Annotated in this window: 28 protein-coding genes; 20 read left to right on the top strand and 8 right to left on the bottom strand. The window is 70.7% G+C overall.

Annotated features, from left to right (window positions below; genetic code table 11):
• Together FE633_RS28575 and FE633_RS28580 are read left to right on the top strand one after the other, a co-directional pair.
• Positions 1 to 1306: transketolase-like TK C-terminal-containing protein (locus FE633_RS28575; RefSeq protein WP_425473238.1), on the top strand; the 1306-nt coding region annotated here is incomplete at its 5' end.
• Positions 1307 to 1501: 195 nt separating this feature from the next.
• On the top strand, positions 1502 to 2491 hold the full coding sequence (locus FE633_RS28580) for a helix-turn-helix transcriptional regulator (protein WP_138048066.1): 990 nt from the start codon (positions 1502 to 1504) through the stop codon (positions 2489 to 2491).
• On the opposite strand, the gene FE633_RS28585 is transcribed toward FE633_RS28580, so the two are convergent.
• Positions 2475 to 3419 (bottom strand): SDR family oxidoreductase, encoded by a 945-nt coding sequence (locus FE633_RS28585; protein ID WP_138048067.1) that lies wholly within the window; start codon positions 3417 to 3419, stop codon positions 2475 to 2477. The genes FE633_RS28580 and FE633_RS28585 overlap by 17 nt on opposite strands.
• A gap of 122 nt (positions 3420 to 3541) precedes the next feature.
• Here FE633_RS28585 and FE633_RS28590 point away from each other — a divergent pair, with 122 nt between their 5' ends.
• Positions 3542 to 4060, top strand: coding sequence for a DUF4240 domain-containing protein (locus FE633_RS28590; protein WP_171060162.1), 519 nt, complete (start codon positions 3542 to 3544; stop codon positions 4058 to 4060).
• A gap of 45 nt (positions 4061 to 4105) precedes the next feature.
• Here FE633_RS28590 and FE633_RS28595 read toward each other — a convergent pair whose 3' ends face one another.
• Entirely contained in the window at positions 4106 to 4339 is a 234-nt protein-coding gene (locus FE633_RS28595; protein ID WP_138048069.1) for a hypothetical protein, read from the bottom strand.
• Positions 4340 to 4458: 119 nt separating this feature from the next.
• The gene (locus FE633_RS28600) at positions 4459 to 5334 is read right to left on the bottom strand and encodes a peptidoglycan recognition protein family protein (protein ID WP_138048070.1); all 876 of its coding nucleotides are present in this window, start codon (positions 5332 to 5334) and stop codon (positions 4459 to 4461) included.
• Positions 5335 to 5552: 218 nt separating this feature from the next.
• Between FE633_RS28600 and FE633_RS28605 the strand changes: the two genes are divergently transcribed.
• Positions 5553 to 6737, top strand: a complete 1185-nt coding sequence (locus tag FE633_RS28605; protein WP_138048071.1) for a MarP family serine protease — start codon at positions 5553 to 5555, stop codon at positions 6735 to 6737.
• Positions 6738 to 6761: 24 nt separating this feature from the next.
• Here the strand turns inward: FE633_RS28605 and FE633_RS28610 are convergent, their stop codons facing one another.
• Positions 6762 to 7250: a GNAT family N-acetyltransferase gene (locus FE633_RS28610; RefSeq protein WP_119104917.1), complete on the bottom strand. Its 489-nt coding sequence runs from the start codon at positions 7248 to 7250 to the stop codon at positions 6762 to 6764.
• A gap of 94 nt (positions 7251 to 7344) precedes the next feature.
• Between FE633_RS28610 and FE633_RS28615 the strand changes: the two genes are divergently transcribed.
• Together FE633_RS28615 and FE633_RS28620 are read left to right on the top strand one after the other, a co-directional pair.
• Positions 7345 to 8244, top strand: a complete 900-nt coding sequence (locus FE633_RS28615; protein WP_138048072.1) for a TIGR01777 family oxidoreductase — start codon at positions 7345 to 7347, stop codon at positions 8242 to 8244.
• Between the two features lie 461 nt (positions 8245 to 8705).
• Positions 8706 to 10130 carry an NAD(P)/FAD-dependent oxidoreductase gene (locus FE633_RS28620; protein ID WP_138048073.1) on the top strand — a complete coding sequence of 475 codons (1425 nt, stop codon included), beginning with the start codon at positions 8706 to 8708 and terminating at the stop codon, positions 10128 to 10130.
• A gap of 143 nt (positions 10131 to 10273) precedes the next feature.
• Here FE633_RS28620 and FE633_RS28625 read toward each other — a convergent pair whose 3' ends face one another.
• Entirely contained in the window at positions 10274 to 11719 is a 1446-nt protein-coding gene (locus FE633_RS28625) for an NsdA family TPR-like regulatory protein (RefSeq protein ID WP_138048074.1), read from the bottom strand.
• 252 nt (positions 11720 to 11971) lie between these two features.
• On the opposite strand from FE633_RS28625, the gene lipB reads away from it, so the two are divergent.
• The 4 genes from lipB (at position 11972) to FE633_RS28645 (ending at position 15632) form a co-directional block, all read left to right on the top strand.
• On the top strand, positions 11972 to 12775 hold the full coding sequence (gene lipB, locus FE633_RS28630; protein ID WP_138048075.1) for a lipoyl(octanoyl) transferase LipB: 804 nt from the start codon (positions 11972 to 11974) through the stop codon (positions 12773 to 12775).
• Between the two features lie 649 nt (positions 12776 to 13424).
• Positions 13425 to 14390, top strand: a complete 966-nt coding sequence (lipA, locus tag FE633_RS28635; protein ID WP_138048076.1) for a lipoyl synthase — start codon at positions 13425 to 13427, stop codon at positions 14388 to 14390.
• 277 nt (positions 14391 to 14667) lie between these two features.
• Positions 14668 to 14868: an SCO2195 family GlnR-regulated protein gene (locus FE633_RS28640; protein WP_138048077.1), complete on the top strand. Its 201-nt coding sequence runs from the start codon at positions 14668 to 14670 to the stop codon at positions 14866 to 14868.
• A 62-nt stretch (positions 14869 to 14930) separates the two neighbouring features.
• Positions 14931 to 15632, top strand: a complete 702-nt coding sequence (locus tag FE633_RS28645; protein ID WP_138048078.1) for a DUF4191 domain-containing protein — start codon at positions 14931 to 14933, stop codon at positions 15630 to 15632.
• A 117-nt stretch (positions 15633 to 15749) separates the two neighbouring features.
• Here the strand turns inward: FE633_RS28645 and FE633_RS28650 are convergent, their stop codons facing one another.
• Positions 15750 to 16214, bottom strand: a complete 465-nt coding sequence (locus FE633_RS28650; protein WP_138048079.1) for an RDD family protein — start codon at positions 16212 to 16214, stop codon at positions 15750 to 15752.
• A 200-nt stretch (positions 16215 to 16414) separates the two neighbouring features.
• Here FE633_RS28650 and glnA point away from each other — a divergent pair, with 200 nt between their 5' ends.
• From glnA to pspAB, 3 genes are all read left to right on the top strand, one after another.
• Complete coding sequence (gene glnA, locus FE633_RS28655; protein WP_138048080.1) at positions 16415 to 17824, top strand: type I glutamate--ammonia ligase; 1410 nt, start codon at positions 16415 to 16417, stop codon at positions 17822 to 17824.
• Positions 17825 to 18084: 260 nt separating this feature from the next.
• On the top strand, positions 18085 to 19005 hold the full coding sequence (gene htpX, locus FE633_RS28660; RefSeq protein WP_138048137.1) for a zinc metalloprotease HtpX: 921 nt from the start codon (positions 18085 to 18087) through the stop codon (positions 19003 to 19005).
• 2 nt (positions 19006 to 19007) lie between these two features.
• On the top strand, positions 19008 to 19610 hold the full coding sequence (gene pspAB, locus FE633_RS28665) for a PspA-associated protein PspAB (protein WP_138048081.1): 603 nt from the start codon (positions 19008 to 19010) through the stop codon (positions 19608 to 19610).
• Between the two features lie 203 nt (positions 19611 to 19813).
• Here pspAB and FE633_RS28675 read toward each other — a convergent pair whose 3' ends face one another.
• Positions 19814 to 20086, bottom strand: a complete 273-nt coding sequence (locus FE633_RS28675; protein ID WP_119100658.1) for a hypothetical protein — start codon at positions 20084 to 20086, stop codon at positions 19814 to 19816.
• 316 nt (positions 20087 to 20402) lie between these two features.
• Complete coding sequence (locus FE633_RS28680) at positions 20403 to 20711, bottom strand: hypothetical protein (RefSeq protein WP_138048082.1); 309 nt, start codon at positions 20709 to 20711, stop codon at positions 20403 to 20405.
• A 395-nt stretch (positions 20712 to 21106) separates the two neighbouring features.
• On the opposite strand from FE633_RS28680, the gene FE633_RS28685 reads away from it, so the two are divergent.
• From FE633_RS28685 to FE633_RS49315, 7 genes are all read left to right on the top strand, one after another.
• Positions 21107 to 21853, top strand: coding sequence for an SAM-dependent methyltransferase (locus tag FE633_RS28685; protein ID WP_138048083.1), 747 nt, complete (start codon positions 21107 to 21109; stop codon positions 21851 to 21853).
• 83 nt (positions 21854 to 21936) lie between these two features.
• On the top strand, positions 21937 to 22296 hold the full coding sequence (locus FE633_RS28690; protein WP_171060160.1) for an arsenate reductase family protein: 360 nt from the start codon (positions 21937 to 21939) through the stop codon (positions 22294 to 22296).
• 58 nt (positions 22297 to 22354) lie between these two features.
• Entirely contained in the window at positions 22355 to 23197 is an 843-nt protein-coding gene (locus tag FE633_RS28695; protein ID WP_138048084.1) for a hypothetical protein, read from the top strand.
• A gap of 144 nt (positions 23198 to 23341) precedes the next feature.
• On the top strand, positions 23342 to 23995 hold the full coding sequence (locus tag FE633_RS28700; RefSeq protein WP_138048085.1) for an RlpA-like double-psi beta-barrel domain-containing protein: 654 nt from the start codon (positions 23342 to 23344) through the stop codon (positions 23993 to 23995).
• A 228-nt stretch (positions 23996 to 24223) separates the two neighbouring features.
• A complete protein-coding gene (gene glnII, locus FE633_RS28705) occupies positions 24224 to 25252 on the top strand; it encodes a glutamine synthetase (RefSeq protein ID WP_119100652.1) in 1029 nt (342 codons plus the stop codon).
• Between the two features lie 123 nt (positions 25253 to 25375).
• Positions 25376 to 26293, top strand: coding sequence for a DUF6891 domain-containing protein (locus tag FE633_RS28710; protein WP_138048086.1), 918 nt, complete (start codon positions 25376 to 25378; stop codon positions 26291 to 26293).
• A 121-nt stretch (positions 26294 to 26414) separates the two neighbouring features.
• A complete protein-coding gene (locus FE633_RS49315) occupies positions 26415 to 26537 on the top strand; it encodes a hypothetical protein (RefSeq protein ID WP_276147137.1) in 123 nt (40 codons plus the stop codon).
• Positions 26538 to 26540: the final 3 nt, after the last annotated feature.

Here is a 26540-nt window from a genome sequence, read left to right on the forward strand (position 1 = left end):
CGCGGCCCTCGGCGGCCCGGCCCCGGCCCGCCGCACGCACGCGCTCGCGCCGCTGCCCGCGCCCGCCGAGAAGGCGTTCGCCTCGTTCGACAAGGGCTCCGGCTCGCAGAGCGTGGCGACGACCATGGCCTTCGTCCGTCTGGTCAAGGACCTGGTCCGCGACAAGCAGACCGGCAGGCGCTGGGTGCCGATCGTCCCCGACGAGGCGCGCACCTTCGGCATGGAGTCGCTCTTCCCGTCGCTCGGCATCTACTCGCCCAAGGGCCAGACGTACGAGCCGGTCGACCGCGACCAGCTGATGTACTACAAGGAGGCCCAGGACGGCCAGATCCTCAACGAGGGGATCACCGAGGCCGGTTCGATGGCGGACTTCATCGCCGCGTCCACGTCGTACGCGACGCACGGCGAGGCCATGATCCCCTTCTACATCTTCTACTCGATGTTCGGCTGGCAGCGCACGGCCGACCAGATGTGGCAGCTCGGCGACCAGCTCGGCCGCGGTTTCCTGGTCGGCGCCACGGCCGGCCGTACGACGCTGACGGGCGAGGGCCTGCAGCACGCCGACGGCCACTCCCCCGTCATCGCCGCGACCAACCCGGCGGCGCTGACGTACGACCCGGCGTTCGCCTACGAGGTGGCGGCGATCGTGCGGGACGGTCTGCGCCGGATGTACGGCGAGGCCGCGCCGGGCGAGGACCCGAATGTCTTCTACTACCTCACCGTCTACAACGAGCCGATGCCGCAGCCCGCGAAGCCCGCCGCGCCCGGCGTCGACGAGGGCATCGTCAAGGGCCTGTACCGCTTCAACACGGCGGAGTCGGCGGGGCTCGACGTTCAGGCCGCCAACGCACCGCGCATCCAGCTGCTGGCCTCCGGCACGGCGATCCACTGGACCCTCCAGGCGCAGAAGCTGCTCGCCGAGGAGTGGGGCGTGGCCGCCGACGTGTGGTCCGCGACGTCCTGGACCGAGCTGCGGCGTGACGCGCTGGAGGCGGACGCGGCGCTGCTGCGCGGCGAGGAGCGCGTGCCGTACGTCCGGCAGGTGCTGCACGGCGCCGAGGGCCCGGTGCTCGCGGTCTCGGACTACATGCGTCAGGTCCCGGACCAGATCGCGCAGTGGGTGGAGCAGGACTACTCCTCGCTGGGCGCGGACGGCTTCGGTCTCTCCGACACCCGTGAGGCGGCCCGCCGCCACTTCGGTGTCGACGCCGAGTCGGTCGTCGTCGCGGCCCTGGCCCAACTCGCCCGCCGCGGCGAGGCCCAGGCGTCGGCGGTGAAGGAGGCGCGCGAGCGGTACGGCCTGTGAGGCCAGGGGGCTCCGCCCCCTGGATCCCCGCTCCTCAAAGCCGGACGGGCTGATTTTCAGCCCGTCCGGCGTTTGAGGACGAGGCCGCAAGGCCGATCAGCGGGGGTCTGGGGGCGCAGCCCCCAGGGACGGGATGGGACGGGTAGGGGCGGCGGGGGCGAAACCCATCCCGTCGCCCCCGGGCATCATGTCCCCATGCGTGCTGCCCGGCTCATCAAGATGGTGCTGCTGCTCCAGTCCCGTCCCTCCATGACCGCCGCCGAACTCGCCCGCGAGCTGGAGGTGTCCGAGCGGACGGTCACCCGGGACGCGCAGGCCCTGTCGGAGGCCGGCGTCCCGGTGTACGCGGACCGGGGCCGGACCGGCGGCTACCGGCTCATCGGCGGCTACCGCACCCGTCTCACCGGCCTCGCCCGCAGCGAGGCCGAGGCGCTGTTCCTGTCCGGGGTGCCGGGGGCGCTGCGGGAGATGGGACTGGAGGACGCCGCCTCGGCGGCCCGGCTCAAGGTGTCGGCCGCCCTGCTCCCCTCCCTGCGGGACGCCTCGCACACGGCGGCGCAGCGCTTCCATCTGGACGCGCCCGCGTGGTTCGCCGAGCCGAAGACGCCCGAGCTGCTGCCCGCGGTCGCGGAAGCGGTGTGGGACGACCGCCGGATCACCGCCCGCTACCGGCGTCAGGAGACCGCTGTGGAGCGGGAGCTGGAGCCGTACGGCCTCGTGCTCAAGGCGGGCCTCTGGTACGTGTGCGCCCGGGTCCCCGACCCCAGCTCCTTCCGCGTCTACCGCATCGACCGGTTCACGGCGGTGGAGTCCGGGGACGAGCGCTTCGTCCGCGACGAGGGCTTCGACCTGCCGGGTTTCTGGGAGGAGCGGGCGGCGCAGTTCGCGCGCTCGATCCTGCGGGCGACGGTGGTGATACGGCTGTCGGAGGCGGGGACGCGGCAGCTGAAGTACGCCGTCGATCCGGTCTCCGCGCAGGAGGCGCTGGCCGCTGCCGGGCCGCCCGACGACGAGGGCCGGGTGACGCTCACGCTGCCGGTCGAGTCGCACGACGTGGCGTACACCCAGCTCCTCTCCCTGGGACCCGAGGTGGAGGTCCTGGAGCCGTCCGCGCTGCGGGAGCGGTTCGCGCAGGCCGCGGCCCGGACGGCGGGGTACTACACGCGGGTCACCGATAGCCCGTGACGTCCGCGGACCCGCTCGACTGATCGACCTCCGTGAGGTAGCGCCAGGCGTCGGGGGCCGAGCCGTCGACGTCCGTGAAGCCGTACTCCTGGGCGAGTCCGCCGCTGGAGAGCGACTGCCCGTTCCAGCGCGCCACGTCGGGGTCGGCGGCGAGAGCGGCCAGGGCCCGACCGATGTAGGTGGGCGACTCGGAGATGGCGAAGTGCGGGGCCTGCTCGCAGGCGTCCTGCCAGTTCTCCTCGGTGACATGGAAGGCGCTGTCGAGCATCGCCTCGGAGCGCAGCCAGCCCGGTGTGAGGCAGACGGCCGTACAGCCGTACTCCTTCAGCTCCTCTCCAAGGTCGTGCGTCATACGGATCGGGGTCGTCTTGGCGAGGTCGTAGAAGAACGGTTTGCGGTACTGGCGGTTGAACTCCTCGGTGCCGTCGGTGACTTCGACGAGCAGGCCGCCGGGGTTGCGGACCAGCAGCGGCAGCGCGCAGTGGCTGGTGACGATGTGCGACTCGATGCCGAGGCGCAGGACCCGCAGCCCCTTGGCCAGATCCATCTCCCACATGTTCGGCTGCTCGCTCGCCCCCATGTCGAGGTGGACGTCGCCGCCCCAGAGGTCGTTGACGAGGATGTCGAGGCGGCCCTGTTCCCGGTCGATGCGCTCAACGAGGGCCCGCACCTGGTCCGGTTCCAGGTGGTCCGTCGGCACGGCGATGCCCCGGCCTTTGGTTCCGGCGGCCGCGTCGACCAGTTCGGCGGTCTCCTCGATGGTCTCGGTGGACCGGCCGACCTCGCTCATGTGGTCGCGGGTCGTCCGTCCCGTCGCGTACACCGTGGCTCCGGCGCGTCCCAGCTCCACCGCCATGGCCCGCCCGGCACCGCGCGTGGCGCCCGCGACCAGGGCAATCTTTCCTTCGAGTGGCTCTGTGTTCTCCATGCGACGAGCATCTCGCCGAAAGCGGACACCTACTGTCGGGCTTTCCTTCGGCATGTGCGCGCATAACGATCTGCACGTCCCCGGGTGCGCGGGCCGGGTGGAGGCCCGATGCTGGTGCCGTGATGGACGAGACGGAGTTCTGGGAGCTGGTGGACACCGCCCGCGAGGCCGCCGAGGGCGACCCCGAGGAGCAGGCCGACGTGCTGGTCGAACGACTCCTCCAGCTCGACCCGGAGTCGGTCCTGGACTTCGCCCGTCACTTCGAGGCCCGCTACAACCGTGCCTACACCTGGGATCTGTGGGGCGCGGCGTGGATCCTGCTCGACGGGGCCAGCGACGACGCCTTCGGCTTCTTCCGCTGCTGGCTGATCGGGCAGGGGCGGGAGGTGTACGAGGGTGCGGTGCACGAGCCCGACCTGCTCGCCGAGCTCCTGCCCGACTTCGACATGGAGGTCGACGGGGAGGGCGAGGAGCTGGGCTACGCGGCGGACGAGGCGTACGAGCAGCTCACCGGCACGGTCGCCCCTGACCTCGGTATCCCGCCCGCGCCCCCGGAGCCGCTGGGCGCGCCGCTCGACCTCGAGAGCCAGAAGGTGCTGGCCGAACGCTTTCCGCGGCTGTGGGACCGGTTCGCCGACTGAGCCGACTGGGCCGACTGACCCGACTGGAGGTCCCGGGGCCGGGTCTCACCAGGCGGGCGCGTGCGGGGCGGTCGCGGAACCGGCGTCCGGAGTGAGCGAGCCGGTCCTCGGCGCGCCGTGCAGCGGGGGTGCCGCGTTGGCCCGGTCGAGCGCGGACGCGGTGACGGCGGACGGTCCCACCACTACGGCGGCCACCACACAGGCCACGGTCCACGGGCTCCGCGCGGCCCGCACCCACAGGGACGTCCCACGGGACTGCTGCTTCTTGCGGCTGTTCATGATCCCCACCTCCGGTCAGTGCGTGCTTCGACGCTAGGAGGCATGCCTCGGGGTGCTCCCTGAGCGGCCTGTGGTGTGCCTGTGAACCGGCGTGCCCGTCGTGAGCTACGGGCTATGGGCTACGGGCTACGCGGCCTGCCCTGAAGGCGGGCGGCCCGTTCCCGGATCGCGGGGAGGCGGGCCGTCAGGGCGGCGCCCGGGCAGGCGGTGTGGAAGCCGTCGGCATGGCCCGAGACGGCGAGGAAGGTCGCGGTGGTGCCCGCCGCGTACTTGCTCATGCTGTTCGTCGAGACCATCCGTACCGGTGCGCGCGGGTCGATGTCCGACAGGCCGAGTTTCCAGGCGGCGACGGCGGCGATGGCGTCGGTCATGGCCTGCGGGACCGGTACTCCGTCGGTGAAGGTTCCGAGCGCCGCGATCCCCGTCGATCCCACGTTGAAGCCCTGGGTGTGCGCCCCGACGACGGCCCGCTCGATCCCGCCCGCGCGACCCTCGTAGATCCTGCCGCAGCGGTCGACGACGAAGTTGTAGCCGATGTCGTCCCACCGTCGGGCGCCGGCCTGCCCGACGTACAGCGAACGGATGATGCGGGGCGTGTCGGCGCAGTCATAGTCGTTCGGCGAGTTGGTGTGGTGCACGAACACGGCGTGGACACGGTCGGCGTACCGGGCGGGCGGGCGCTGGTACCCGCCGTCGCCCAGCCATCTGTCCCTGGGCACGATGGCGGGCCGCGCGGCCCGGTGCTCCGGGACGTCCCGGGTGGCGACGGCACGCGGCGCACCCGACGGCGTGCCGTCGCCCCCGACGGCCCAGAGGACAAGCGCGGCGACGGCCGCGAGGCCGGGAAGGCAGATCAGCGTGATACGCACCGCTCGCGGCACCCGCGGCAGGCGCAGCGCGGCCGACGCCCGCCGCACGCTCCGTGCGCATTCCGCGCGGACCTTACGCAGCGCGTCCAGGGCGCGTTGGGGCAGCGGTGCACGGAAGACACGCATGAGATCCACTCTCCGGGACACCCGCGCCGTCCGCGATGTGTGCTGTGCCACCCGGTGGAACCAACGTCCCGGTCCGCGACGTTTTTACAGTTCCACGCATGCGTGGACGGATTCCGGATCCCTCGCACGCGTGGCCGGATACCGGGCTCCCCGGGTACGTGCCTTGATCACTGGGCCCGCACCGCGCGTACTAGGGGGCCCAAGAGAAAGGGTGCTCAGTGGACCTGCTCGACATCCTGCTGTTGCTGGTGATCCTCGTCTACGCGGCGTCCGGCTACCGGCGCGGGCTCGTGGCGGGCTGTGTGTCGCTGGCCGGCTTCGTGGGCGGTGCCGTCATCGGCGTATGGCTGCTGCCCTGGGTCATGGACCTGGTGACGGCGGGGACCACGGAGGCCACGATCACGGCGGTGTTCACGGTGCTGCTGCCGGCCGTGGTCGGACACGAGCTGGCGGGGCGTCTGGCCCTGCGGCTGCGGCGCGAGTTGGACCAGGGCTCCCTGCGCGTGGTCGACGGAGTGGGCGGAGCCGCGGCCAACACCGTGGCCGTGCTGCTGGTGTCGTGGGTCGCCGCGAGCGTCCTCGCCGCGTCCGCCTCACCCGTCGTCAGCCAGGCCATCCGCAGCTCGTCACTGCTGGGCGCGGTGCAGTCCGTCATGCCGGAGACCACCCCGGCGTGGTTCACCCGAGCCACCTCGGCGCTCACGGAGGCGGGTTTTCCGCAGGTCTTCAACCCGTTCGAGAACGAGCCGACGACGGCCGTCGCCAAGCCCTCCGGGGACAGCGTCACCGCGGCGGCCTCGCGGGCCGCGCAGCGTTCCACGGTAAAGGTCGAGGGCGTCGCGGGCACCCAGGGCCGCGAGGGCAGCGGCTTCGTGTACGCGTCCGAGCACGTGATGACCAACGCCCACGTGGTGGCGGGCATCGACGAACCGACCGTACGCGTGGGCGGCACGGGCCGGGCGTACCCGGCGAAGGTCGTCCTCTTCGACGCCGACAAGGATGTGGCCGTCCTGGACGTACCGGGTCTGAAGGCCCCCGTACTGCCCTTCGACGACAGCGCGGGCCGCGGTGACGCCGCGGTGGTCGCGGGCTACCCCCAGGACGGCGGCCTGGACCTCCAGGCCGCCACCGTCGCGAACAAGATCAACGCCACGGGCCAGAACATCTACGGCTCCGACACCGTCACGCGCGAGATCTACTCCATCCGCTCCACGGTCCTCCCCGGCAACTCCGGCGGTCCCCTGCTGACCACCGGCGGCAAGGTGTACGGCGTCGTCTTCGCCCGCTCCACGAGCGACGACGAGACGGGCTATGTCCTGACCGTGGGCGAGGTCGCGGCCGACGCGCGGCGGGCGGCGAACTCCACGGCTCCCGTGGACACGGGCGACTTGGTCACGTCCTGAACGCCGGCGCGTCCTGATCGGGGCTCAGAGGCCGCGCCCCATCAGCACATCGTCGACGTACTCTCCGTCCAGGTAGAACTCCCCCGGCTGGACGCCCTCGATGACGAAGCCCTCCGACTCGTACAGCTTGCGGGCCGGGGTGTTGTGGCCGAGGACGCGCAGGGAGATACGGAGCGCGCCCTGGCGGCGGGCCTCCGCGATGACGGCGCGGATCAGCGCCCGGCCCACGCCGTTGCCCCGCGCCTCGTGGGCGACGGCGAGGCCCTGGATCTGCCGTACGTGCGCGTTGGAGACGAGCGGGGTGGGGAAACCGAGGCGCACATAGCCGACGATGCGTCCGTCCAGTTCCGCGACGAGGTGGTCGCGGGGGCCGAAGCGATCGCCGAAGAACGGCTCGTACGGCGGCTGGTCCCGGGGTCTGACCGCGTGCTGATACGACCAGGTCGCGCGGTCGAGACGGCCCAGCTCGTCCTCGTCGTCGGGCAGGGCGGTGCGTATGTGCAGCACGGGCATGGAATTCACTGTACGGCGGACACACGGGACGCCGTCCGGTGTTTCGGGCACCCTCGGCGCGCTGAGCGTGGGGACGTTGGCGCAGGATAGGGCCATGGAAGCTTCCCGAATCGCCGTGGCCGGGGCGTCCGGCCTCATCGGAGCGGCACTGGTCCGCTCACTGACCGCGGACGGGCACGAGGTGACACGTCTGGTGCGCCGTACGCCCCGGGCGAAGGACGAGATCGAGTGGGACCCCGAGCGGCAGTACGTCGACGCGGCCGGGCTCATCGGGTGCGACGCCGTGGTGAACCTCGCGGGGGCCGGGATCGGCGACCACCGCTGGACGGACGCGTACAAGCGGAAGATCCGTGACAGCCGGGTGCTGGGCACGTCCGCGCTGGCGGAGGCCGTCGCCTCGCTCGACCGGCCGCCACGGGTCTTTGTGAACGGCAGCGCGATCGGCATCTACGGCGACACCGGCGAGCGGGCGGTGGACGAGAGCGCGCCGCCCGGCGACGGGTTCCTGCCCTCGATGGCCGCCGAGTGGGAGGAGGCGGCGGCGCCCGCGGAGGAGGCCGGGATCAGGACCGTCTTCGCCCGTACCGGGCTGGTGGTGTCCGCGCAGGGCGGGGCGTGGGGGCGGCTGTTCCCGCTCTTCAAGGCGGGGCTCGGTGGACGGATGGGCGACGGGCGGCAGTACTGGAGCTTCATCGCTCTGCACGACGAGGTGGCCGCGCTGCGGCATCTGCTCGACACGGAGGCGCTGTCGGGTCCCTTCAACCTGACGGCCCCACAGCCGCTCACCAACCGGGAGATCACGGCGGCGATGGGCCGGGTGCTGCACCGGCCCACGCTCTTCGCGGTGCCCGCCCCCGCACTGCGGCTCGCACTCGGTGAACTGGCGGGCGATGTACTGGTGAGCCAACGGGTGCTACCCACACGGCTGTTGGAGTCGGGCTTCGCCTTCGCGTTCCCGGGCATCGATGAGGCGATCCGGGCGGCGGGGGGCTGAACGGCAGCGGGGGCTGACGGCGACCGGGGGCTCCGGCTCTGGCTGCGGCTGCGGCTGCGCCGCCGGCGTCCTGTCGTACTTCGGCTGCGGGCCGGCCGTGGCTGGTCGCGCAGTTCCCCGCGCCCCTAAAGGGGCGCCCCCCTCCCAACCCTCGACCAAGCGATCACCCGAAGCCGCAACTGCACCCACACCCCAGCCGCACATCGCCTACAGGCCCGTCGTGGCTCGTCGCGCAGTTCGCCGCGCCCCTGAAGGGGCGCGGGGGGCGCGGCGTGTTCGTTCGCGAGCCGGCGTGGTCAGGGGGTGCAGCGGGCGTATGCGACCGGCGTGCGCCCGTGCCCTGTTCATGCGCGAGTGCCGCTGTCGCGGTGCGGCCCTACCCTCGATCAGAACTCGGGTATTCCGGATGCCCGTTGGGGGCATGCAGTCTCCAGCAGCCGCGCGACCTCGAGGAGGGGCAGGTGCTTGAGCCCGCGTATCAGGCGGACGTCGTCATCGTGGGGGCCGGGGTCGCGGGACTCTCGGCTGCTCACCGGCTGACCAGCGCAGGAGTGAAGACCGTAGTTCTGGAGGCCGCCCCCTGTGTGGGGGGCCGTATGGCGACGGAGAAGGTCGACGGCTTCCGACTCGACCGCCTCGGTCAGCTCTTGTCCACCTCGTATCCGGAGCTGCGCCTGACTCCGGGTCTCGACGCCCTCGCCCTGCGCCCGTTCGCCCCGGGCGTTCTCGTCCACGCCGACGGGCGCACACACCGGGCGGGCGAACTCGCGAGCGCCGGGGGCGCACGGGGCGCACTCGGCGCGGCACGCGCCTTTGTGACGGCCCCTCGGAGGCCACGTGGTGCCCGCCGGGCGGGCCAGTCGCCCGGCGGCGGTGCCGCCGTGTGGCCGGCGCAGTCCGCCGTCCCACCGCTCACCACCCCACCTCTGTCGCGGGCCTTCCCGCCACTCGGCGGCGCCGTCGACCAGGCACGGCTCGCCGCCGTCCTCGGCCGGATCGCGGCCGCGCCGGTGGAGCGGCTGCTGGCGCGGCCGGAGCAGCCTGCTGGGCGTGCGGTGGCGGCGCGCGGGGTGCCCGCTCGTACGGTCGAGGGTTTTCTGCGGCCGCTGCTGGCCGCGCTGCTCTGCGACCCGGATCTGACGACGTCCAGCCGGTGTGCGGACCTCGCCCTGCGCGCCTTCGCCTCCGGGCGTCTGTGCCTGCCGGAGGGCGGCGCCGACACCTTGCCGGAGCTGCTCGCGGGCGGCCTGCCGCCCGGGACGGTCCACACCGGTGTGCACGTCACCTCCGTGTCCACGACATCCGTGAGCACGGCGGAACACGGTGAAATCCGTTGCGGCGCCGTCCTGTTGGCGACCGGAGCGCGCGCGGCCGCCGAGCTGCTGCCCGGCCTGCGCGTGCCGTCGTTCCACCCGGTGACGGTGGTGCACCACACGGCCGACGAGGCGCCGTCGACCGGGGCGGCGCTGCTCCTCGACGCGGACCGCCGCGGCCCGGTGGCCCACACCGCCGTCATCAGCCAGGTCGACCCGTCCCGCGCCCCCGCGGGCCGCGCCCTGATCTCGTCCACGATCCTCGGCGCACCGCCCCCGGACGCCGACCGGGTCGTACGCGCCCACCTGGCCGACCTCTATGGCACGTCCACGCTCCGCTGGGAGCTGCTGGCGGTCCACCACACCCCGGACGCCGTTCCCGCGATGCCGCCCCCGCACGACCTGCGCCGCCCCGTCCGCCTCCTCGCGGGGCTGTACATCTGCGGCGACCACCGCGACACCAGCACGGTCCAAGGTGCCCTGCACTCCGGTCACCGTGCCGCTGCGGCGCTGCTGGCGGACCTCGGCATCACCCCGGCACACGCCGCCGCCCCGTTACCCAGGGCCGCGTAACGCGCGCCACGCGCCCCCTCCCGTCCGTTGCCGGGAAGGGGCGGGTGAGGACTGAGGTGGAGGCCCGTCGCGGGGCGGGACCTCCACCTCTGCGCCCCTGCCTGCGCCCTGCGCCCCCGCGCCCCCTTCCACGACGCCCGCCGCTACCCCAGAGCCGCCACCTTGTCCCGGTACCCCCGCACCGGCGCCGCGTCCCGGTACGGCTCCAGCCGCCGCTCGAAGTCGCGCACGTACTCCACGGCGCGCACCGACCGCATCTCGGCGGCCTGGGCCGCCGCCTCCGCGCCCAGCTGGCAGGCCTGGTCGAGTTCGCCGAGGCCGAGGCGCGCGGTGGCGAGGACGACACGGCAGAAGAGGCGGCTGCGGGCGTATCCGGGGGCGCGGAGCTGGAGGGATCGTTCGGCGTGCTGGGCGGCGGCCCGGTACTGCTGGAGGTCGCGGTGACAGTGCCCGAACTCGTCCGCGAGCTGCGCCTCGTCGAAGAAGCGCGCCCAGTACGGGACGTCGTCCGTGGGCCGGGCCGCCTCCAGCGCCCGCTCGGCGCGGACGAGGGAGGACGTGCAGGCCCGTACCTCGCCGAGCACCCCGTGGCCCCGCGCCTCGGCCGCGTGCAGCAGTGCCTGTACGACGGGCGGCGCGGACGAACCCACACCCTGCTGGGCGACCCGGGCCAGCTGCACCGCCTCCCGGCCGTGGCCCAGGTACACGGCCTGCCGGCTCATCGTCACGAGGACGTAGGACCCGTACGGCCGGTCCCCCGCCGCCTGCGACAGCCGGAGCGCCTGGACGAAGTACCGCTGGGCCAGGCCGTGCGCGGCGATGTCGTACGACGTCCAGCCGGCGAGACGGGTGAGATCGGCCGCGGCGGCGAACAGCCGGCGCCCGGTCTGTTCCCCGTACGTTCCGCGCAGCATGGGCTCCGCCTCGTGCTCCAGGTAACGCACGAGGGCCTGCCGGGCGTGGCCGCCGCCGTACGCGTGGTCGAGGGCCCTGAACAGCTCACCGACCGACCGCAGCGCCGCGATGTCGCCCGCGGACACCCGCTGGCCGGGCTGACGCTCGGTCTGCGTGCGCTGCCGGGGCACGGCGGGGCGGCCCTGCGCCTGCGGGGGGACCCGGCCGACCGTCGCCTCGCCGCGGCCCACCCGGTCGTCGGCCCGCCCGATCAGCCAGTCCCGGCTCGGCACGACCAGCCCCGCCGGGGTGAACGCGATCTTGCGCAGTTCCGCGTGACTCCCGGAGTCCTTGCGCCACAGGCCGCTGACGATGTCGACGGCCTCCTCGGGGGTGGCCGCGAACTCGAGCCCCGCGTACACGGGGGCGCACGCGTCGAGGCCCAGATCCTGCGCGGTGAGCCTGCGCCCCAGCCGGCGTGTGAACACCTCGGCGATCAGCGCGGGTGTCGTTCCGCGCGGCTGCTGACCACGCAGCCAGCGGGTCACCGACGTCTTGTCGTATCTCAGATCCAGCCCGTGTTCGAGACCGAGCTGGTCCACGCGACGGGCTAGTCCCGCGTTGGAGAACCCCGCTTCTGCGATCAGTGCGGCGAGCTGACGGTTGGGGGTGCGCTGCGCGGGTCGTTCCGTCATCTGCGGTGCGAGCTCCTGCCTTCCAGGCCTGGGGAAATTGGCCTAATGGCCTTGTCAACGGCGCGAATGTAGCGCTCCGTGAGCAGCCCATCACACGTTTCTCCGCGCATTCATCCGATCGTGTGAGGATTGGCCGCAGTGCTGACGGTCGCCGACCGGACGTACAGTGGCGCAGGGCGCGCATGCGCCTTACCAGGCTTCTGGCCTAACGAGGCTTCTGAGGCTCTAGGGACTTCCAGGGAGGCGCTTGCCGTGAGTGAGTTGCGGTTCGTCCGGATGGGTTTCGGTGCGGACGCAGTCGAGTACCAGGAGGCCTGGGACGAGCAGCGTCGTGTGCACGCCGCCCGCTTCCAGGACGAGGTCCCCGACACGTGTCTGCTTCTGGAACACCCGCCGGTCTACACGGCGGGCCGGCGCACCGCGCCCGAGGAGCGGCCCCTCGACGGCACGCCGGTCGTGGACGTGGACCGCGGCGGCAAGATCACCTGGCACGGTCCGGGGCAGCTGGTGGGCTACCCGATCCAGAAACTGCCGCGTCCCGTGGACGTGGTCGCGCATGTACGCCGCCTTGAGGAGGCCCTGATCCGTACGTGCGCGGAGTTCGGGCTGGAGACCAGCCGGGTCGAGGGCCGCAGCGGCGTCTGGGTGCTCGGCGACCCCGTGGCGCGGCGGCCCGCGCTCGGCGGCCTCTCCCTGGACTTCGACCCGCGGCTCCAGGACGAGGAGTTCGACCCGCGGCTCAACGGCCCGGAGTACGCCCCCTCCAACGCCGGCCAGCGCCGTGAGGACCGCAAGATCGCCGCGATCGGCATACGCGTCGCCAAGGGCGTCACGATGCATGGCTTCGCCCTGAACGTGAACCCGGACAACGTCTGGTTCGACAAGATCATCCCCTGCGGCATCCGCGACGCGGGCGTCACGTCCCTGACGAACGAGCTGTCACGCGAGATCACGATCACGGATGTCCTGCCGGTCGCCGAGAAACACTTGCGGGAGGTACTGGAGAACGCGGACCTGAGGCCGCGCGAGGTCGAACGGGTTGCCTCCGGCGGTTGACCGGGGTGCCTCCGGCGGTCAGCCGGGTTGCCTGACGGCGGTTGGCCGTGGCGCGTCCGGTTCACTGTGGGGCGGGGCGCGGGCCTCCGCCGGCTGAGCGGGGGTGCGGGTGCAGGTGCGGGTGCGGGTGCGCAAGGTTCGCTGTGGGGGCGGGGCCGCGACGGGGGTATCCGTCCTCGGTCTGGCGCGGAATCGGTCAGCCGGTAGAGGCACCCGAGTCGACGCGCCATCCGCTGCGGGCGGACACCCCCGCCCCGTCCCCTTCGGTACGCGGGCGGCTGCGGCCCGGTCGGGGTACGCGTGCACGCGCACTCTCCAACACAGCCCCGCCCATCAGCTCCTCCGGCGCCCGAGGCCGGCATCCCTCAGCCCGTCCGGCACTTGAGGACAAGGCCGTCCAGGCCGACATGCACCCACCCACCCGCACGATCCCAGCCCGTCCGGCGTTTGAGGACGAGGCCGTTCAGGCCGATGCGGGGGTCTGGGGGCGGAGCCCCCAGGTACGGGATGGGACGGGTAGGGGCGGCGGGGGCGGAAGAAGCCGTGGGAATGTCACCCCCGGTCCCGAAGGTTGCCCACACGCAGGGCCGAAAAGTGCACGGGCGTACCCTGGTGGACGCCGACGAATCAAAGTTGTAGGGAGCCGGTCGTGTCCGCAGTCGCACCCGACGGACGCAAGATGCTGCGCCTGGAGGTCCGCAACAGCCAGACCCCCATCGAGCGCAAGCCCGAGTGGATCAAGACCCGGGCGAAAATGGGTCCCGAGTACACGAAAATGCAGAACCTCGTGAAGAGCGAGGGTCTGCACACGGTCTGCCAAGAGGCCGGCTGTCCCAACATCTACGAGTGCTGGGAGGACCGCGAGGCCACGTTCCTCATCGGCGGCGACCAGTGCACCCGCCGCTGCGACTTCTGCCAGATCGACACCGGCAAGCCCGCGGCACTCGACCGCGACGAGCCCCGCCGCGTCGGCGAGTCCGTCGTCACGATGGACCTGAACTACGCCACGATCACCGGCGTCGCCCGCGACGACCTGGAAGACGGCGGCGCCTGGCTGTACGCGGAGACGGTTCGCCAGATCCACGCCCAGACCGCGAACCGCGAGTCCGGCCGCACCAAGGTCGAGCTGCTCGCCCCCGACTTCAACGCCGAGCCGGACCAGCTCGCCGAGGTCTTCTCCTCCCGCCCGGAGGTCTTCGCGCACAACGTCGAGACGGTCCCCCGGATCTTCAAGCGCATCCGCCCGGGTTTCCGCTACGAGCGCTCGCTGAAGGTCATCACCGAAGCCCGCGACTTCGGACTGGTCACCAAGTCGAACCTGATCCTCGGCATGGGCGAGACCCGCGAGGAGGTCAGCGAGACGCTCCGGCAGCTGCACGACGCGGGATGCGAGCTGGTGACCATCACGCAGTACCTGCGCCCGTCCGCGCGCCACCACCCCGTGGAGCGCTGGGTCAAGCCGCACGAGTTCGTGGAGCTGAAGGACGAGGCCGAGCAGATCGGCTTCTCGGGCGTGATGTCCGGGCCGCTGGTGCGCTCCTCGTACCGCGCCGGACGGCTCTACCAGATGGCCGTGGAGAAGCGCGGCGCGTACATCGCCTCGCAGGCCGTCTGACCCGGCGCACGCCATGAGTGGTGGCACGCAGTGCCATTCAGGTGTGTGAAACTGCGCACAAGAAGCTACCCCCGAGTAGTGGCCGATACGACGCGGTCCTGACCGTCCCCGCAGATAGGGGCCACCATCAGGGCCGCGTCGGCGTTTTGAGGCTGCATAGCAAGGCTTCACTGGCGTTTGACCGGCCGGTCACGCCCTGGTAACACCAATCAGTGACGCTGGACTCACGCCACGTACACCCGCACTCCGACGCCACCATCCCGAGGGGACCCCCATCATGCAGGCCGCGCCCGTACGCGCCACAGCGATTCCGTCGTTCACCGATGCACTCCGTGCCGTCGAATCGCTCCTCATGAGCGGCGGCCAGCGCACCGCCCGCCGTAACGCCTGGACCTCCGTCCTGGAGGACCGCCGCCGCGCCAAGGACCGGGTCGAGGCGCAGCTCATCCTGGAGCAGTCGCTCATCACCCGCCCGTGACGACGAAAGTCCGACCGGCACCGCCGTCGTCGGCACTTCCCGCGCCACGTAGACTTCACCGCATGGCGAGGAAGGAAACCGCAGCGGACGCTGCGAACCCCGGGCGACTCAAGCAGATCGCCCTGACCTACAAGATGACCCGCAAGGCCGACTCCAAGATCGGTCTTGTACTCGCGGCTGTCGGAATCGTCACCCTCGGTGTCTTCCTCGCGATCGGTTTCTTGATCGGTCACCCGGTATATCTCGGCATTCTCGGCCTCCTGCTCGCCTTCCTCGCGATGGCGATCGTCTTCGGACGCCGGGCCGAGCGTGCCGCCTTCGGGCAGATGGAGGGCCAGCCTGGCGCGGCGGCCGCGGTGCTCGACAACATCGGGCGCGGCTGGACGACGACCCCGGCGGTGGCGATGAACCGCAGCCAGGACGTGGTGCACCGGGCGGTCGGCAAGGCGGGCATCGTACTGATCGCCGAGGGCAACCCGAACCGGGTGAAGGGCCTGCTGGCCGCCGAGAAGAAGAAGATGGCCCGCATCGTCGCGGACGTACCCGTGCATGATCTCCTCGTCGGGACCGGCGAGGGCCAGGTCGAGCTCAAGAAGCTCCGCACGACGATGCTGAAGCTTCCCCGCGTCCTGACCGGCCCTCAGGTCACCGCGACCAACGACCGGCTGCGCGCCCTGGGCGACCTGATGAGCAACATGCCGCTGCCGAAGGGCCCGATGCCCAAGGGGATGCGGATGCCGCGCGGCGGCCCGAAGATGCGATAGCGCTGCCGCTCGGCTCAGCCGGCCACATGCAGCCGGCCACCTGTACATGGGGGCGCCCCGGAACCTCGCGGTTCCGGGGCGCCCCTCGTCATGGTCGCACCAGCTGGTTCAGATCCTTCAGATCCGGACCTCGACCGTGCGCGCCAAGCGGTCGTGCAGGCCCCTGCCGTCCCGGTCCCAGATCAGGGCCGGGATGGCGACGCACAGGAGGGCCGTGCGCACGAGGGCGCGGAGCGGGCTGATGCCGCCGGCCTCGGTGACCACCCGGAGGCCGAACAGGCGCTTGCCCGGGGTGAAGCCGATCGTTCCGACGGTCAGGACGCCCAGTACGAAGAAGATGAGCAGCGCCCAGTTGCCGGTCGCCTGGTTGTAGCCGTCAGTGAGCAGCCCGTATGCGATCAGGAGGCACAGGGCCCAGTCGACGGCGAGGGCGCCGAGGCGTCGTCCCGGCCGGGCGATCGACCCTGGCCCCGACTCGGGCAGGCCCAGCTGCTCGCCGCGGTATCCGAAGTCGGCACCGGCTTCCTCCGCGGCCGCACGCGGTCCGGAGAGCCACGATCCGATTGCTCGCCTGTTGTCCACCCGTACAAGGTACTGCTCCCGTTTCGACATGCGGGCAGGTGGGGTCACAGGGGCCGGGGGTCGGTTAACTTGGGCGAAACAAATGAGTCACGTCAGAGAAACCACCCGTCCCTATTGTCGGGCTCAGCGTGTGCCACCGCACTGGCCGCACGAACGAACTACCACCCCGGTCCACAACGGTCGGGAGTAGGAGGAGCTGGATGTTCCAGAACGCCGACGAGGCCAAGAAGTTCATCGCGGACGAGGACGTCAAGTTCGTCGACGTCCGCTTCTGCGACCTGCCTGGCGTGATGCAGCACTTCACGGTGCCGGCAGAGGCCTTCGACCCGAGCGAGGAACTGGCCTTCGACGGCTCCTCGATCCGCGGCTTCCAGGCCATCCACGAGTCCGACATGGCGCTCCGCGCAGACCTGTCCACCGCGCGCATCGACCCGTTCCGCCGCGACAAGACGGTCAACATCAACTTCTTCATCCACGACCCGATCACGGGCGAGCAGTACTCCCGTGACCCGCGCAACGTGGCGAAGAAGGCGGAGGCGTACCTCGCCTCGACGGGCATCGCCGACACCGCGTACTTCGGTCCCGAGGCCGAGTTCTACGTCTTCGACAGCGCGCGTTTCTCCACCAGCGCGAACGAGTCCTTCTACCACATCGACTCCGAGGCCGGCGCCTGGAACACCGGTGCTGTGGAGGACAACCGCGGCTACAAGGTCCGCTACAAGGGCGGTTACTTCCCGACCCCGCCGGTCGACCACTTCGCCGACCTGCGCGCCGAGATCAGCCTCGAGCTGAACAACTCCGGTCTCCAGGTCGAGCGCCAGCACCACGAGGTGGGCACCGCAGGCCAGGCCGAGATCAACTACAAGTTCAACACGCTGCTCGCCGCCGCCGACGACCTCCAGCTCTTCAAGTACATCGTGAAGAACGTCGCCTGGCGCAACGGCAAGACCGCGACCTTCATGCCGAAGCCGATCTTCGGTGACAACGGCTCCGGTATGCACGTCCACCAGTCGCTGTGGCAGGGCGGCTCCCCGCTCTTCTACGACGAGCAGGGTTACGCGGGCCTCTCGGACACCGCCCGCTTCTACATCGGCGGCATCCTCAAGCACGCCCCGTCGCTGCTGGCCTTCACCAACCCGACGGTGAACTCGTACCACCGCCTGGTCCCCGGCTTCGAGGCCCCGATCAACCTGGTCTACTCGCAGCGCAACCGCTCCGCGGCCATGCGTATCCCGATCACGGGCTCGAACCCGAAGGCCAAGCGCGTCGAGTTCCGCGCCCCGGACTCCTCCGGCAACCCGTACCTCACGTTCTCGGCCCTGATGCTGGCCGGCCTGGACGGCATCAAGAACAAGATCGAGCCGGCCGAGCCGATCGACAAGGACCTCTACGAGCTGGCTCCCGAGGAGCACGCGGGCGTCGCGCAGGTCCCCACCTCGCTCCCGGCCGTCCTCGACTCGCTTGAGGCCGACCACGAGTTCCTGCTCCAGGGCGACGTCTTCACGTCCGACCTGATCGAGACGTGGATCGACTACAAGCGCACGAACGAGATCGCTCCGCTCCAGCTGCGTCCGCACCCGCACGAGTTCGAGCTCTACTTCGACGTGTGATCGACATGGTCGACGCGTAAGCCCTTCGGCTTCAGAGCCCCGCCATCGCCTCACCGGCAGTGGCGGGGCTCCGTCGTTTTCGCCATCCCGTCGTTCCATCGACCCGCCATTTCGTCGACCCGCCATTCCGTCGATCCGTCGTTCTTTGCCTCTCGTGGGGGCGAACAGGGTCCGATCATGGGCAAACGGCTCCCGTTCTTTGGAAGCGGTCGGAGCACAATGGAGGGCGGGACGAGTGCCCGATGGATGGGGTGATCGTGATGCGGAGCCGTTTCCAGCCCGACCGGCGGTTGACCATGCGGATGGGGGCCACGCTGTTCCTGCTCGGGCTTCTGTACGTGGGGTTCGTCGCCGCGTTGATCGTGCTGCTGAAGTCGTGGGTGCTGGTCGTGGTGATCGCGGCGGCGCTGCTCGGCGCGCAGTACTGGTTCTCGGATCGGATCGCGCTGTTCGCGATGCGGGGCCGGGTCGTCGAGCGCGAGGAGTATCCACAGCTGCACGGTGTGATCGACCGGCTGTGCGCGACCGCGGACATGCCGAAGCCCGTCGTCGCCGTGTCCGACATGGAGATGCCGAACGCCTTCGCCACCGGGCGCAACGCGGATCACGCGGTGGTCTGTGTGACGACCGGACTGCTGCGACGGCTGGAGCCCGCCGAGCTGGAGGGTGTGCTCGCGCACGAGCTGTCGCATGTGGCGCACCGCGATGTCGCGGTGATCACCGTGGCCTCGTTCCTCGGGGTGATCGCGGGGCTGGTGGTGCGGTTCACGTTCTACTCGCAGATATTCGGCGGGGCGCGCAGGGATCAGAACACGGCCGTCGTGCTGATGGCGGTGATGGCGGTCTCCGTGGCCGTCTACTCGATCAGTTTCGTCCTCATTCGGGCGCTGTCCCGCTACCGGGAGCTTGCCGCCGACCGCGCCGGAGCCATGCTCACCGGCCGGCCCTCGGCGCTGGCCTCCGCGCTGACCAAGCTCAGCGGGGACATCGCCAAGATCCCCACCCGCGATCTGCGGACCGCGCAGGCCTTCAACGCCTTCTACTTCACGCCCGCGCTGGGTGCCACGCCCGGCCTCCAGCGGCTCTTCTCCACCCACCCCAGCCTGGAGCAGCGGCTTGAGCAACTCGGCCGTATCTCCGGCGAGCTGGGTCAGACACCGACCTCCGGGCAGGCGGGCTGAGCATGGGGCTCCTGGACATCCTGCTGGGCCGCAGCAAGCCGGTCGCGCCCGATCTCGATCAGCTCTTCGGGCTGCCGTCGGCCGCCATCACTCTGGAGGCGGCGGCCGGGTTCACACCGACCGGGCACGGTGCGGTGTGCTTCGCGACCGTCGAGGGGGCCGCCTTCGACGACGTACGTCAGGAAGTGCGGGCGCTGCTGGACTCGGATGCCGGGCGGAGCGGGCCGCCGGTGGAGGTGAGCCGGGACGACTACGGGTACACGTGGCTGGTCTCGCGGCGGAAGCCGGAGGATCTGCCCGCGCTCGTCGGTGATCTGCACGCGGTGAACAGTGCCCTGGAGAGCAGTGGCTTCGGGCCCCAGCTGCTGTGCTCGGTGGCCGGCTTCCAGGACGGCGAGGGGCGGCCGCTCGGTCTCGTCTATCTCTACAAGCGCGGTACCTTCTACCCCTTCGCGCCGCTGCCGGGCGGCGGCGAGCGGCGCGACAACGCGTTGGAGTTGCAGGTCAGAGCCGTACTGGTGAACGACCTGCGGGTGGAGCAGGACCTGGGCCGCTGGTTCCCGATCTGGGGTGCGCCGGGCTTGGGCCGGGCCGACGGGACCTAGGGCCTGTGTCGAAAGTGGCGTCGTCCGCCCGAAGGGCGGGCCGGGCGGCGTCTGGTGCGTGCTCTCGGCGTGCCGGGCGGAAGCCCTCGTACTGGACGTACTTGGGCTTTCGCCCGGTGCGGCGAGAGTGCGTGCCAGGCGTCGGCCGGCAGGCGCCACTTTCGACACAGGCCCTAGGAGCCCGGGTCGGCGGCCCGGCCCGGTCAGCGGCCCTTCGGCTGGCGGCCCGCCCAGGGGCGTTCGCGGCGGTAGCGGCGCTCCCACTTGGCCTGGCGGTCACGGCGGTCCCGGTACGCGCGGTAGCTGTCGTCGAAGCGGGCCGAGGACCCCGAGGAACCGCCGGCCGACGAGGACTGTCCGGTGCTGCCGTAGCGGAGGTGCAGGTAGAGCAGCGCGGCCGCGGCCATCCACCAGAGGGGGTTGTTGAAGCCCATGACGACCAGAACAAGGATCGCCAGAATGATCAAGGTACCCATGACAGTCTCCGGGTGCCGGTCCATAGGGTGGCTTGAGAGTAGCCCTCAGGATGCCGGGTGACCCCTGCCCGGAGGAAACGAATATGGGCGGGCGCGCGCCTCCGGGGGCGCGGGGCTGTGACCTATGCGGCTCCGCCGCGTGGGCGCGACCAGCCACAACCGACCCGCAGCCGACATACGAGCCGGGGGTCTGGGTGCCTGGGGGCGGAGCCCCCTGTTTCGGGAAGGGGTGGGGTCGGGGAAATCGAAACCCGCCCCACCCACCAGGTGCCGGCCACCCCGAGCGCGGCCGGCACCCGACACACCGCCGGAGGCGTCAGCGGGCGTAGCGCATCAGCGCTCGGACCATGTGGCAGGTCGTGTCCGACGGCGGGTGGACGCCGATGAGTTCGGCCGTGCTGCGGATCCTCTCGTTGCGAGCCTGGTTGGGCATGTAGACACCGGAGTCCAGGAGAGCGATGGCAAGCCGCATCGCCTTGAGACGGCGGTTGTGCGTGATGTACCACTCACGCGGGCGCCCCGGCGGGAGCGGACGCTTCTCGACGGGCTCGTAGGGCAGTTCCAGCAGAACGGCCCTCTTGGATGTGGACTGGGTGGGCAGCGGGCGGAGTGCGGCAGCGGGCACGGGCATCCTCCTGTCGCGGTCAGGGAGCCATCCGTCGACCCCCTCGAACACTGCTTCCAGTTTAGCGCCCGCCACTGACATCCAGAGGGTCCACGAAGGCCAACAAAGCCCCAGTACAGAGCGCGAATTGACAAGCTGTCACAACAGTGCGGCGAGGTGCGGAAGAGGCGGACCATAAATCGAACAGAGCCCTCGGCGGGTACGGCGATCCACCACCGGTGACACTGACCAAAATCGATGGACACGGATACTCAGAGGGCTCTAGCCTCCCCCGAGTTGAAGGTCCACACGTCCTGACAGGGTGCATTTGATGACGGTCCAGGCAACGGCGTCCGGCTACGGCCGGCTGCCCTCCACGCAGGCCATGACCTCATCGAACCCAAGGAATCACTCCTGTGGATCTTCCACGCATCTTCACCATTCGCGAAAGCAGTCACCGCATCCACAACCCGTTCACCAGTGACAAGCTCGCCACCCTGGGCCAGGCACTGAACCTGGCACCCGGGACGCGCACACTCGACCTCGCAAGCGGATCGGGCGAGTTGCTGTGCACCTGGGCGCGGGATCATCGCATCACCGGGACCGGTGTGGACATCAGCACGCGGTTCATCGCCAAGGCGCGCGCCCGCGCGGCCGAACTGGGCGTCGCCGACCGGGTCGCGTTCGCCCATGACGATGCCACCGGGTACGTCGCGGACGAGCCGGTCGATCTCGCCGCGTGCATCGGTGCCACCTGGATCGGCGGCGGCGCGGCCGGAACGGTCGAGCTGCTGGGCCGCAGCCTGCGCCCCGGCGGCCTGATGCTGATCGGCGAGCCGTACTGGCGCCAGGCACCGCCGGACCAGGAAACCGTCCAGGCCTGCCACGCCGACAGCGCATCCGACTTCGGGACGCTGCCGGAGCTGATCGAGCAGTTCGGCCGCCTCGGGTACGACACCGTGGAGATGGTGCTGGCCGATCAGGACAGCTGGGACCGGTACCGGGCGGCACAGTGGCACAACCTCCGCCGCTGGCTCGACCAGAACCCCGGCGACGAACTGGCCGCCGAGGTGCGGGCCGAGCTGGCCACCGCCCCCGCCCGCTACACGCGCTACGAGCGCGAATACCTCGGCTGGGGCGTCTTCGCGCTGATGGGCCGCTGACGGTCCGATCAGTGCGGGTGCGGGTGCGGGTGCGGGTCCGGGCGGCATGCCGCCCGGACCCGCGGTTCTGTACCTTGTGCGGCATGGAGATCTGGATCAACCCGGCCTGTTCGAAGTGCCGCGGCGCCCTCAAGTTGCTGGACGAGGAGGGTGCCTCGTATACGGTGCGTCGGTATCTGGAAGACGTACCGACCGAGGACGAGATCCGTGAGGTCCTGACACGGTTGGGGCTGGAGCCCTGGGACATCACGAGGACCCAGGAGGCCGAGGCGAAAGAGCTCGGTGTGAAGGAATGGGCTCGCGATGCCGGCTCGCGCGAGAAGTGGATCAGGGCCCTGGCGGAACACCCCCGGCTCATCCAGCGGCCGATCATCACGGCGGAGGACGGAACCGCCGTCGTGGCTCGTACGGATGAGACGGTACGGGACGCTCTGTCCCGGTAGCCGGCCCTTTGTCGGGTGACCGGATAGTAAGTGGGTCGCGCTGTTATTCTCCGCCGCCATGACCTTTGGTGATCAAGGAATGCCCTACGGGCCGCCCGACCCCTACGCCCAGCCGTACGGACCGCCCGACCCCTATGCCCAGTGGGTGGCCGAGCAGGAGCGGATACGAAGAAGACGGAGAACCCGGCTCGCGGTCGGGAGCGCGGTGGGGGTCGTGCTCGTGGCGGTGGTCGCGGCCGGGGGCGCTGTGTACATGGGGAGCGGTGACAGTGAGGAGGAGGTGGCGGCTCCCGCCGCCGCCTCCTCTTCCAGTACGTCGGCCGTGTCGGCCGTTCCGTCCGTGGTGATCGATCCGCCGTCCGGGGCACCCTCGTCTCTGCCGTCGCTGCTCAAGCGGCCCATCGTGCGTCCCGAGCAGGCCTTCCCGGAGACGAGCGTCCGTCTGAAGGACGGGGCGACGTACCAGCGCGTGGACCGGGCCACGACGACCGACTGCGCGCGCGGGATGTCGCCGGAGCTCGCCGCGCTCATCGAACAGGGCGAGGAGTGCGCTCGGCTCACCGCCGCGCTGTTCACGGATGCCGACCGGCGTTCGCAGGTGACGGTGACCGTGTTGAGTTTCCGGCGGGTCGAGGACGCCTCGCGGGTGTTCGCGATGGCCTCCATGGATCCGGTGACGTATCAGGTGGTGTCGCTCGATCCTCCCCCGGAGGCGGGGATGCCGACCGTGCCGCCCGGCTCGGCCGGGGTGTTCCGGCGGCTCATGACGGTGCGGTCCGTCGTCTTCGCGAACGGCCAGTGGGCAGACGGCGCCGAGACGCGCGAGAAGGCGCTCACCCAGCAGACGGAGGGGCTGCTGCAATACGTCAACGACAAGGTCGTCGCCCATGAGGACGGCTGAGCCGCCTCGACCTCTGTGTGACCTGCGTTACATGAGTGACTCGTGTTAACCGCTGAGTAACTCCGTTCGGTATCTCGTACATAGCGGCGTACTCCCCACTCACGACCGGTCGCCACCGGGGCGGCCGGAGACAGGAGGCGCACTGTGTCACGCAGAAGAACCCTCGGCCCGAAGAAGAAGCTCGTGTTGTGGGTGAGCGCCGCGGCGATGGCAGGAGGCGGGGCCTTCGCCCTGGCGGCCACCTCGAACGCCGCGCCGGTCGGACAGTCGGAGTCCTCCGCCGTCTGCGACGGACTGGCCACGGCGCTCGGGAACAACGAGAAGTTCATCGAGGGACAGCGTGCCAACCCGGACGCGCAGTCGGAGGCACGGATCGCCAACCGGGAGGCGGTCATCGCGGAAATCAAGCGCAAGCAGGAGGCCTCCGGGTGCACGGTCGGCGAGTCGGGGTCGGCCGAGGGCTCCTCGGCCGACCCGGCGGCGCAGCAGCCTTCGCCGGCCGCTGCCGATTCCGGTGCCGAGTCCGGTGCCGACTCCGGTACCGCCGGCGGGGAGCAGGTGTGTGCCGGTTCGACCGTCACCCTCTCCGGAGAGGCGGGCGCCCCGGCCGCGTCCAGCAATCAGTTCCCGGCCGGTACGAAGCTGAAGGTCACGAACCTGGACAACGACAAGTCCACCACCGTGGAGGTCACTTCGGTCTCCGGCAGCTGCGCCCTGCTGAACGACGCGGCGTTCGAGCAGGTCCGTGAGCCCGGGAAGTTCCTGATCCGCAACGCGCGCATCGAGAAGGTGGGCTGACGGGGTCGGGGATGGGTCCTGCTCGTGCACGCCCTTCGAGGACCCATCCCCTCCGGGGGTGAGGCGCGGCACGGAAAGCACCAGGTAACACGGGGTTCACAGTCGGGCAATGGTCGGGAAATGCCCTGTTGACAGGCTTCTCCCGTCCCGTGGCGTTCCAGTGCCGCCGCGCCGCGCGCACCCGCAACGAACCGTGCAATCAAGACCCACCCCCGAAGGATGTGGCCCGTGACCTTCAAGGCTGAGTACATCTGGATCGACGGCACCGAGCCGACGGCCAAGCTGCGTTCGAAGACGAAGATTCTGGCCGACGACGCCAAGGGTGCCGAGCTGCCGATCTGGGGCTTCGACGGGTCTTCCACGAACCAGGCCGAGGGCCACGCCTCCGACTGCGTGCTCAAGCCGGTCTTCACCTGTCCGGACCCGATCCGCGGCGGCGACGACGTGCTGGTGCTGTGCGAGGTCCTCAACATCGACATGACGCCGCACGCGTCCAACACGCGTGCCACGCTGACCGAGGTCGCGGAGAAGTTCGCCGCGCAGGAGCCGATCTTCGGCATCGAGCAGGAGTACACCTTCTTCGACGGCTCGCGTCCGCTCGGCTTCCCGGAGGGCGGCTTCCCGGCCCCGCAGGGCGGCTACTACTGCGGTGTCGGCGCCGACGAGATCTTCGGCCGTGATGTCGTCGAGGCCCACCTGGAGAACTGCCTCAAGGCGGGTCTGGGCATCTCCGGCATCAACGCCGAGGTCATGCCCGGTCAGTGGGAGTTCCAGGTCGGTCCGCTGGCGCCGCTGGACGTCGCCGACCAGCTGTGGGTGGCCCGCTGGCTGCTCTACCGCACCGCTGAGGACTTCGGCGTCTCCGCGACGCTGGACCCGAAGCCGGTGAAGGGCGACTGGAACGGCGCCGGCGCGCACACCAACTTCTCCACGAAGGCGATGCGCGAGGGCTACGACGCGATCATCACCGCGTGCGAGTCGCTGGGTGAGGGCTCCAAGCCGCTCGACCACGTCAAGAACTACGGTGCCGGCATCGACGACCGTCTGACCGGTCTGCACGAGACCGCCCCGTGGAACGAGTACTCGTACGGCGTCTCGAACCGCGGTGCCTCGGTCCGCATCCCGTGGCAGGTCGAGAAGGACGGCAAGGGCTACATCGAGGACCGCCGTCCGAACGCCAACGTCGACCCGTACGTGGTGACGCGACTGATCGTCGACACCTGCTGCACTGCCCTGGACAAGGCCGGCCAGGTCTGATCCGTACGCACTCCGCAGGGGCGCCCGCCGGTTTCGGCGGGCGCCCTTTCGTTGTGAGTCGGGCGCCCCTGCGTTGTCAGCCGGGCGCCCCTCGTTGTCAGTGGTGCGTGCCATGGTGGTGCCATGCTTGCGATCAAGGTCGAGACGGAGAACGGGCAGACGCACGCGCGGATCGCGGCGGAGCGACTGCGCGAGCTGGTGCACCGCATCGGGGGCAGCGGCGACCGCTTCCTCGTGGTGCAGCGGATACCGGACCGCCCGTCCGTCTTCGCCCAGGTGTGGCACGAGGAGGGCGAGGACTACCGGCTCGAACACCGGCTCGGCGAGGACGAGTTCTTCGGTACGCATCTCACGGATCCGGAGCGGGTGGGGGACGCCGTCGTGGGCTGGGCCCGGCAGACGGACGGCTGGGACACGGGGATCGTGTGGGAGCCGGTCGATCCGGGGCCGCGGGAGGAGATACCGGAGCTCGCCCCTCAGGTGCGGGAGCGGGCCGAAGCGGTGGTGCGCGGGATGCTGCGCGAGGGCTGTCTCGGGATCTCGGGGCTCGTGCGGGAGACCGTGTATCTGATGCGGGACGGCCACGAAGAGCCGCCGCTCTCCACTGCCCAGGCGGGCGAGATCGTGAACCGACTGTGGCTCGAAAGGCTCGACGAGCAGGCGACATGGACCGGCACGACCGACCCGGACCGCATCGAGCGGGCCTTCGCCGCCCTGGAGCTCGGCGGCATCGTCGCCCGTGAGGACTTCACCTGCTGCCGGAGCTGTGGGATGTCGGAGATCCATGCCGAGGCGGACGGCAAGGAGGATGCCAGGGGCTTCGTCTTCTTCCACCACCAGGGCACCGAAAGCGCGGCGGAGGGGCACGGGCTCGCCCTGTACTACGGCGCGTTCGACGACTCGGAGGAGGGGACGGCGGAGATCGGCCGGGAGGTCGTGGCCGCCCTCACCGCCGCCGGTCTGTCCCCGGAGTGGGACGGCTCACCGGCCAAGTCGATCGAGGTGCGGGACCTGGACTGGCGCAAGCGGCTCACGGGGTGAGGCAAGGGGCTGAGATGGGAGGGAACGCGGGGGAGCGACGCCCGTGGACGGCGAGTATCAACTGCCGAGACGGTACGGTCTCGTTCGGCTGTGCCCAGGCCTCGTCTGCTTCAATGGGGACATGACCGGCTTCCAGAAGTTCACCGCGACGGGTCGCCATGACCTCGAGCCCTTCTGGCCCTCCCGTCAGCACCACGACTTCGACCGGGTGTGTTGCCGCGCGACGAACGCGCGGGCCCTCTAAAGC

Origin of the sequence: Streptomyces montanus (assembly GCF_005786655.1) — a bacterium.
Classification (GTDB): Bacteria; Actinomycetota; Actinomycetes; order Streptomycetales; family Streptomycetaceae; genus Streptomyces; species Streptomyces sporangiiformans.

Bases quoted from the DNA above. Each gene is read 5' to 3' on its own strand.
- FE633_RS28580 (WP_138048066.1), top strand. From the start codon at position 1,502: ATGCGTGCTGCCCGGCTCATCAAGATGGTGCTGCTGCTCCAGTCCCGT.
- FE633_RS28585 (WP_138048067.1), bottom strand. From the start codon at position 3,419: ATGGAGAACACAGAGCCACTCGAAGGAAAGATTGCCCTGGTCGCGGGC.
- FE633_RS28590 (WP_171060162.1), top strand. From the start codon at position 3,542: ATGGACGAGACGGAGTTCTGGGAGCTGGTGGACACCGCCCGCGAGGCC.
- FE633_RS28595 (WP_138048069.1), bottom strand. From the start codon at position 4,339: ATGAACAGCCGCAAGAAGCAGCAGTCCCGTGGGACGTCCCTGTGGGTG.
- FE633_RS28600 (WP_138048070.1), bottom strand. From the start codon at position 5,334: ATGCGTGTCTTCCGTGCACCGCTGCCCCAACGCGCCCTGGACGCGCTG.
- FE633_RS28610 (WP_119104917.1), bottom strand. From the start codon at position 7,250: ATGCCCGTGCTGCACATACGCACCGCCCTGCCCGACGACGAGGACGAG.
- FE633_RS28615 (WP_138048072.1), top strand. From the start codon at position 7,345: ATGGAAGCTTCCCGAATCGCCGTGGCCGGGGCGTCCGGCCTCATCGGA.
- FE633_RS28625 (WP_138048074.1), bottom strand. From the start codon at position 11,719: ATGACGGAACGACCCGCGCAGCGCACCCCCAACCGTCAGCTCGCCGCA.
- FE633_RS28640 (WP_138048077.1), top strand. From the start codon at position 14,668: ATGCAGGCCGCGCCCGTACGCGCCACAGCGATTCCGTCGTTCACCGAT.
- FE633_RS28645 (WP_138048078.1), top strand. From the start codon at position 14,931: ATGGCGAGGAAGGAAACCGCAGCGGACGCTGCGAACCCCGGGCGACTC.
- glnA (WP_138048080.1), top strand. From the start codon at position 16,415: ATGTTCCAGAACGCCGACGAGGCCAAGAAGTTCATCGCGGACGAGGAC.
- htpX (WP_138048137.1), top strand. From the start codon at position 18,085: ATGCGGAGCCGTTTCCAGCCCGACCGGCGGTTGACCATGCGGATGGGG.
- pspAB (WP_138048081.1), top strand. From the start codon at position 19,008: ATGGGGCTCCTGGACATCCTGCTGGGCCGCAGCAAGCCGGTCGCGCCC.
- FE633_RS28675 (WP_119100658.1), bottom strand. From the start codon at position 20,086: ATGGGTACCTTGATCATTCTGGCGATCCTTGTTCTGGTCGTCATGGGC.
- FE633_RS28690 (WP_171060160.1), top strand. From the start codon at position 21,937: ATGGAGATCTGGATCAACCCGGCCTGTTCGAAGTGCCGCGGCGCCCTC.
- FE633_RS28695 (WP_138048084.1), top strand. From the start codon at position 22,355: ATGACCTTTGGTGATCAAGGAATGCCCTACGGGCCGCCCGACCCCTAC.
- FE633_RS28710 (WP_138048086.1), top strand. From the start codon at position 25,376: ATGCTTGCGATCAAGGTCGAGACGGAGAACGGGCAGACGCACGCGCGG.
- FE633_RS49315 (WP_276147137.1), top strand. From the start codon at position 26,415: ATGACCGGCTTCCAGAAGTTCACCGCGACGGGTCGCCATGACCTCGAG.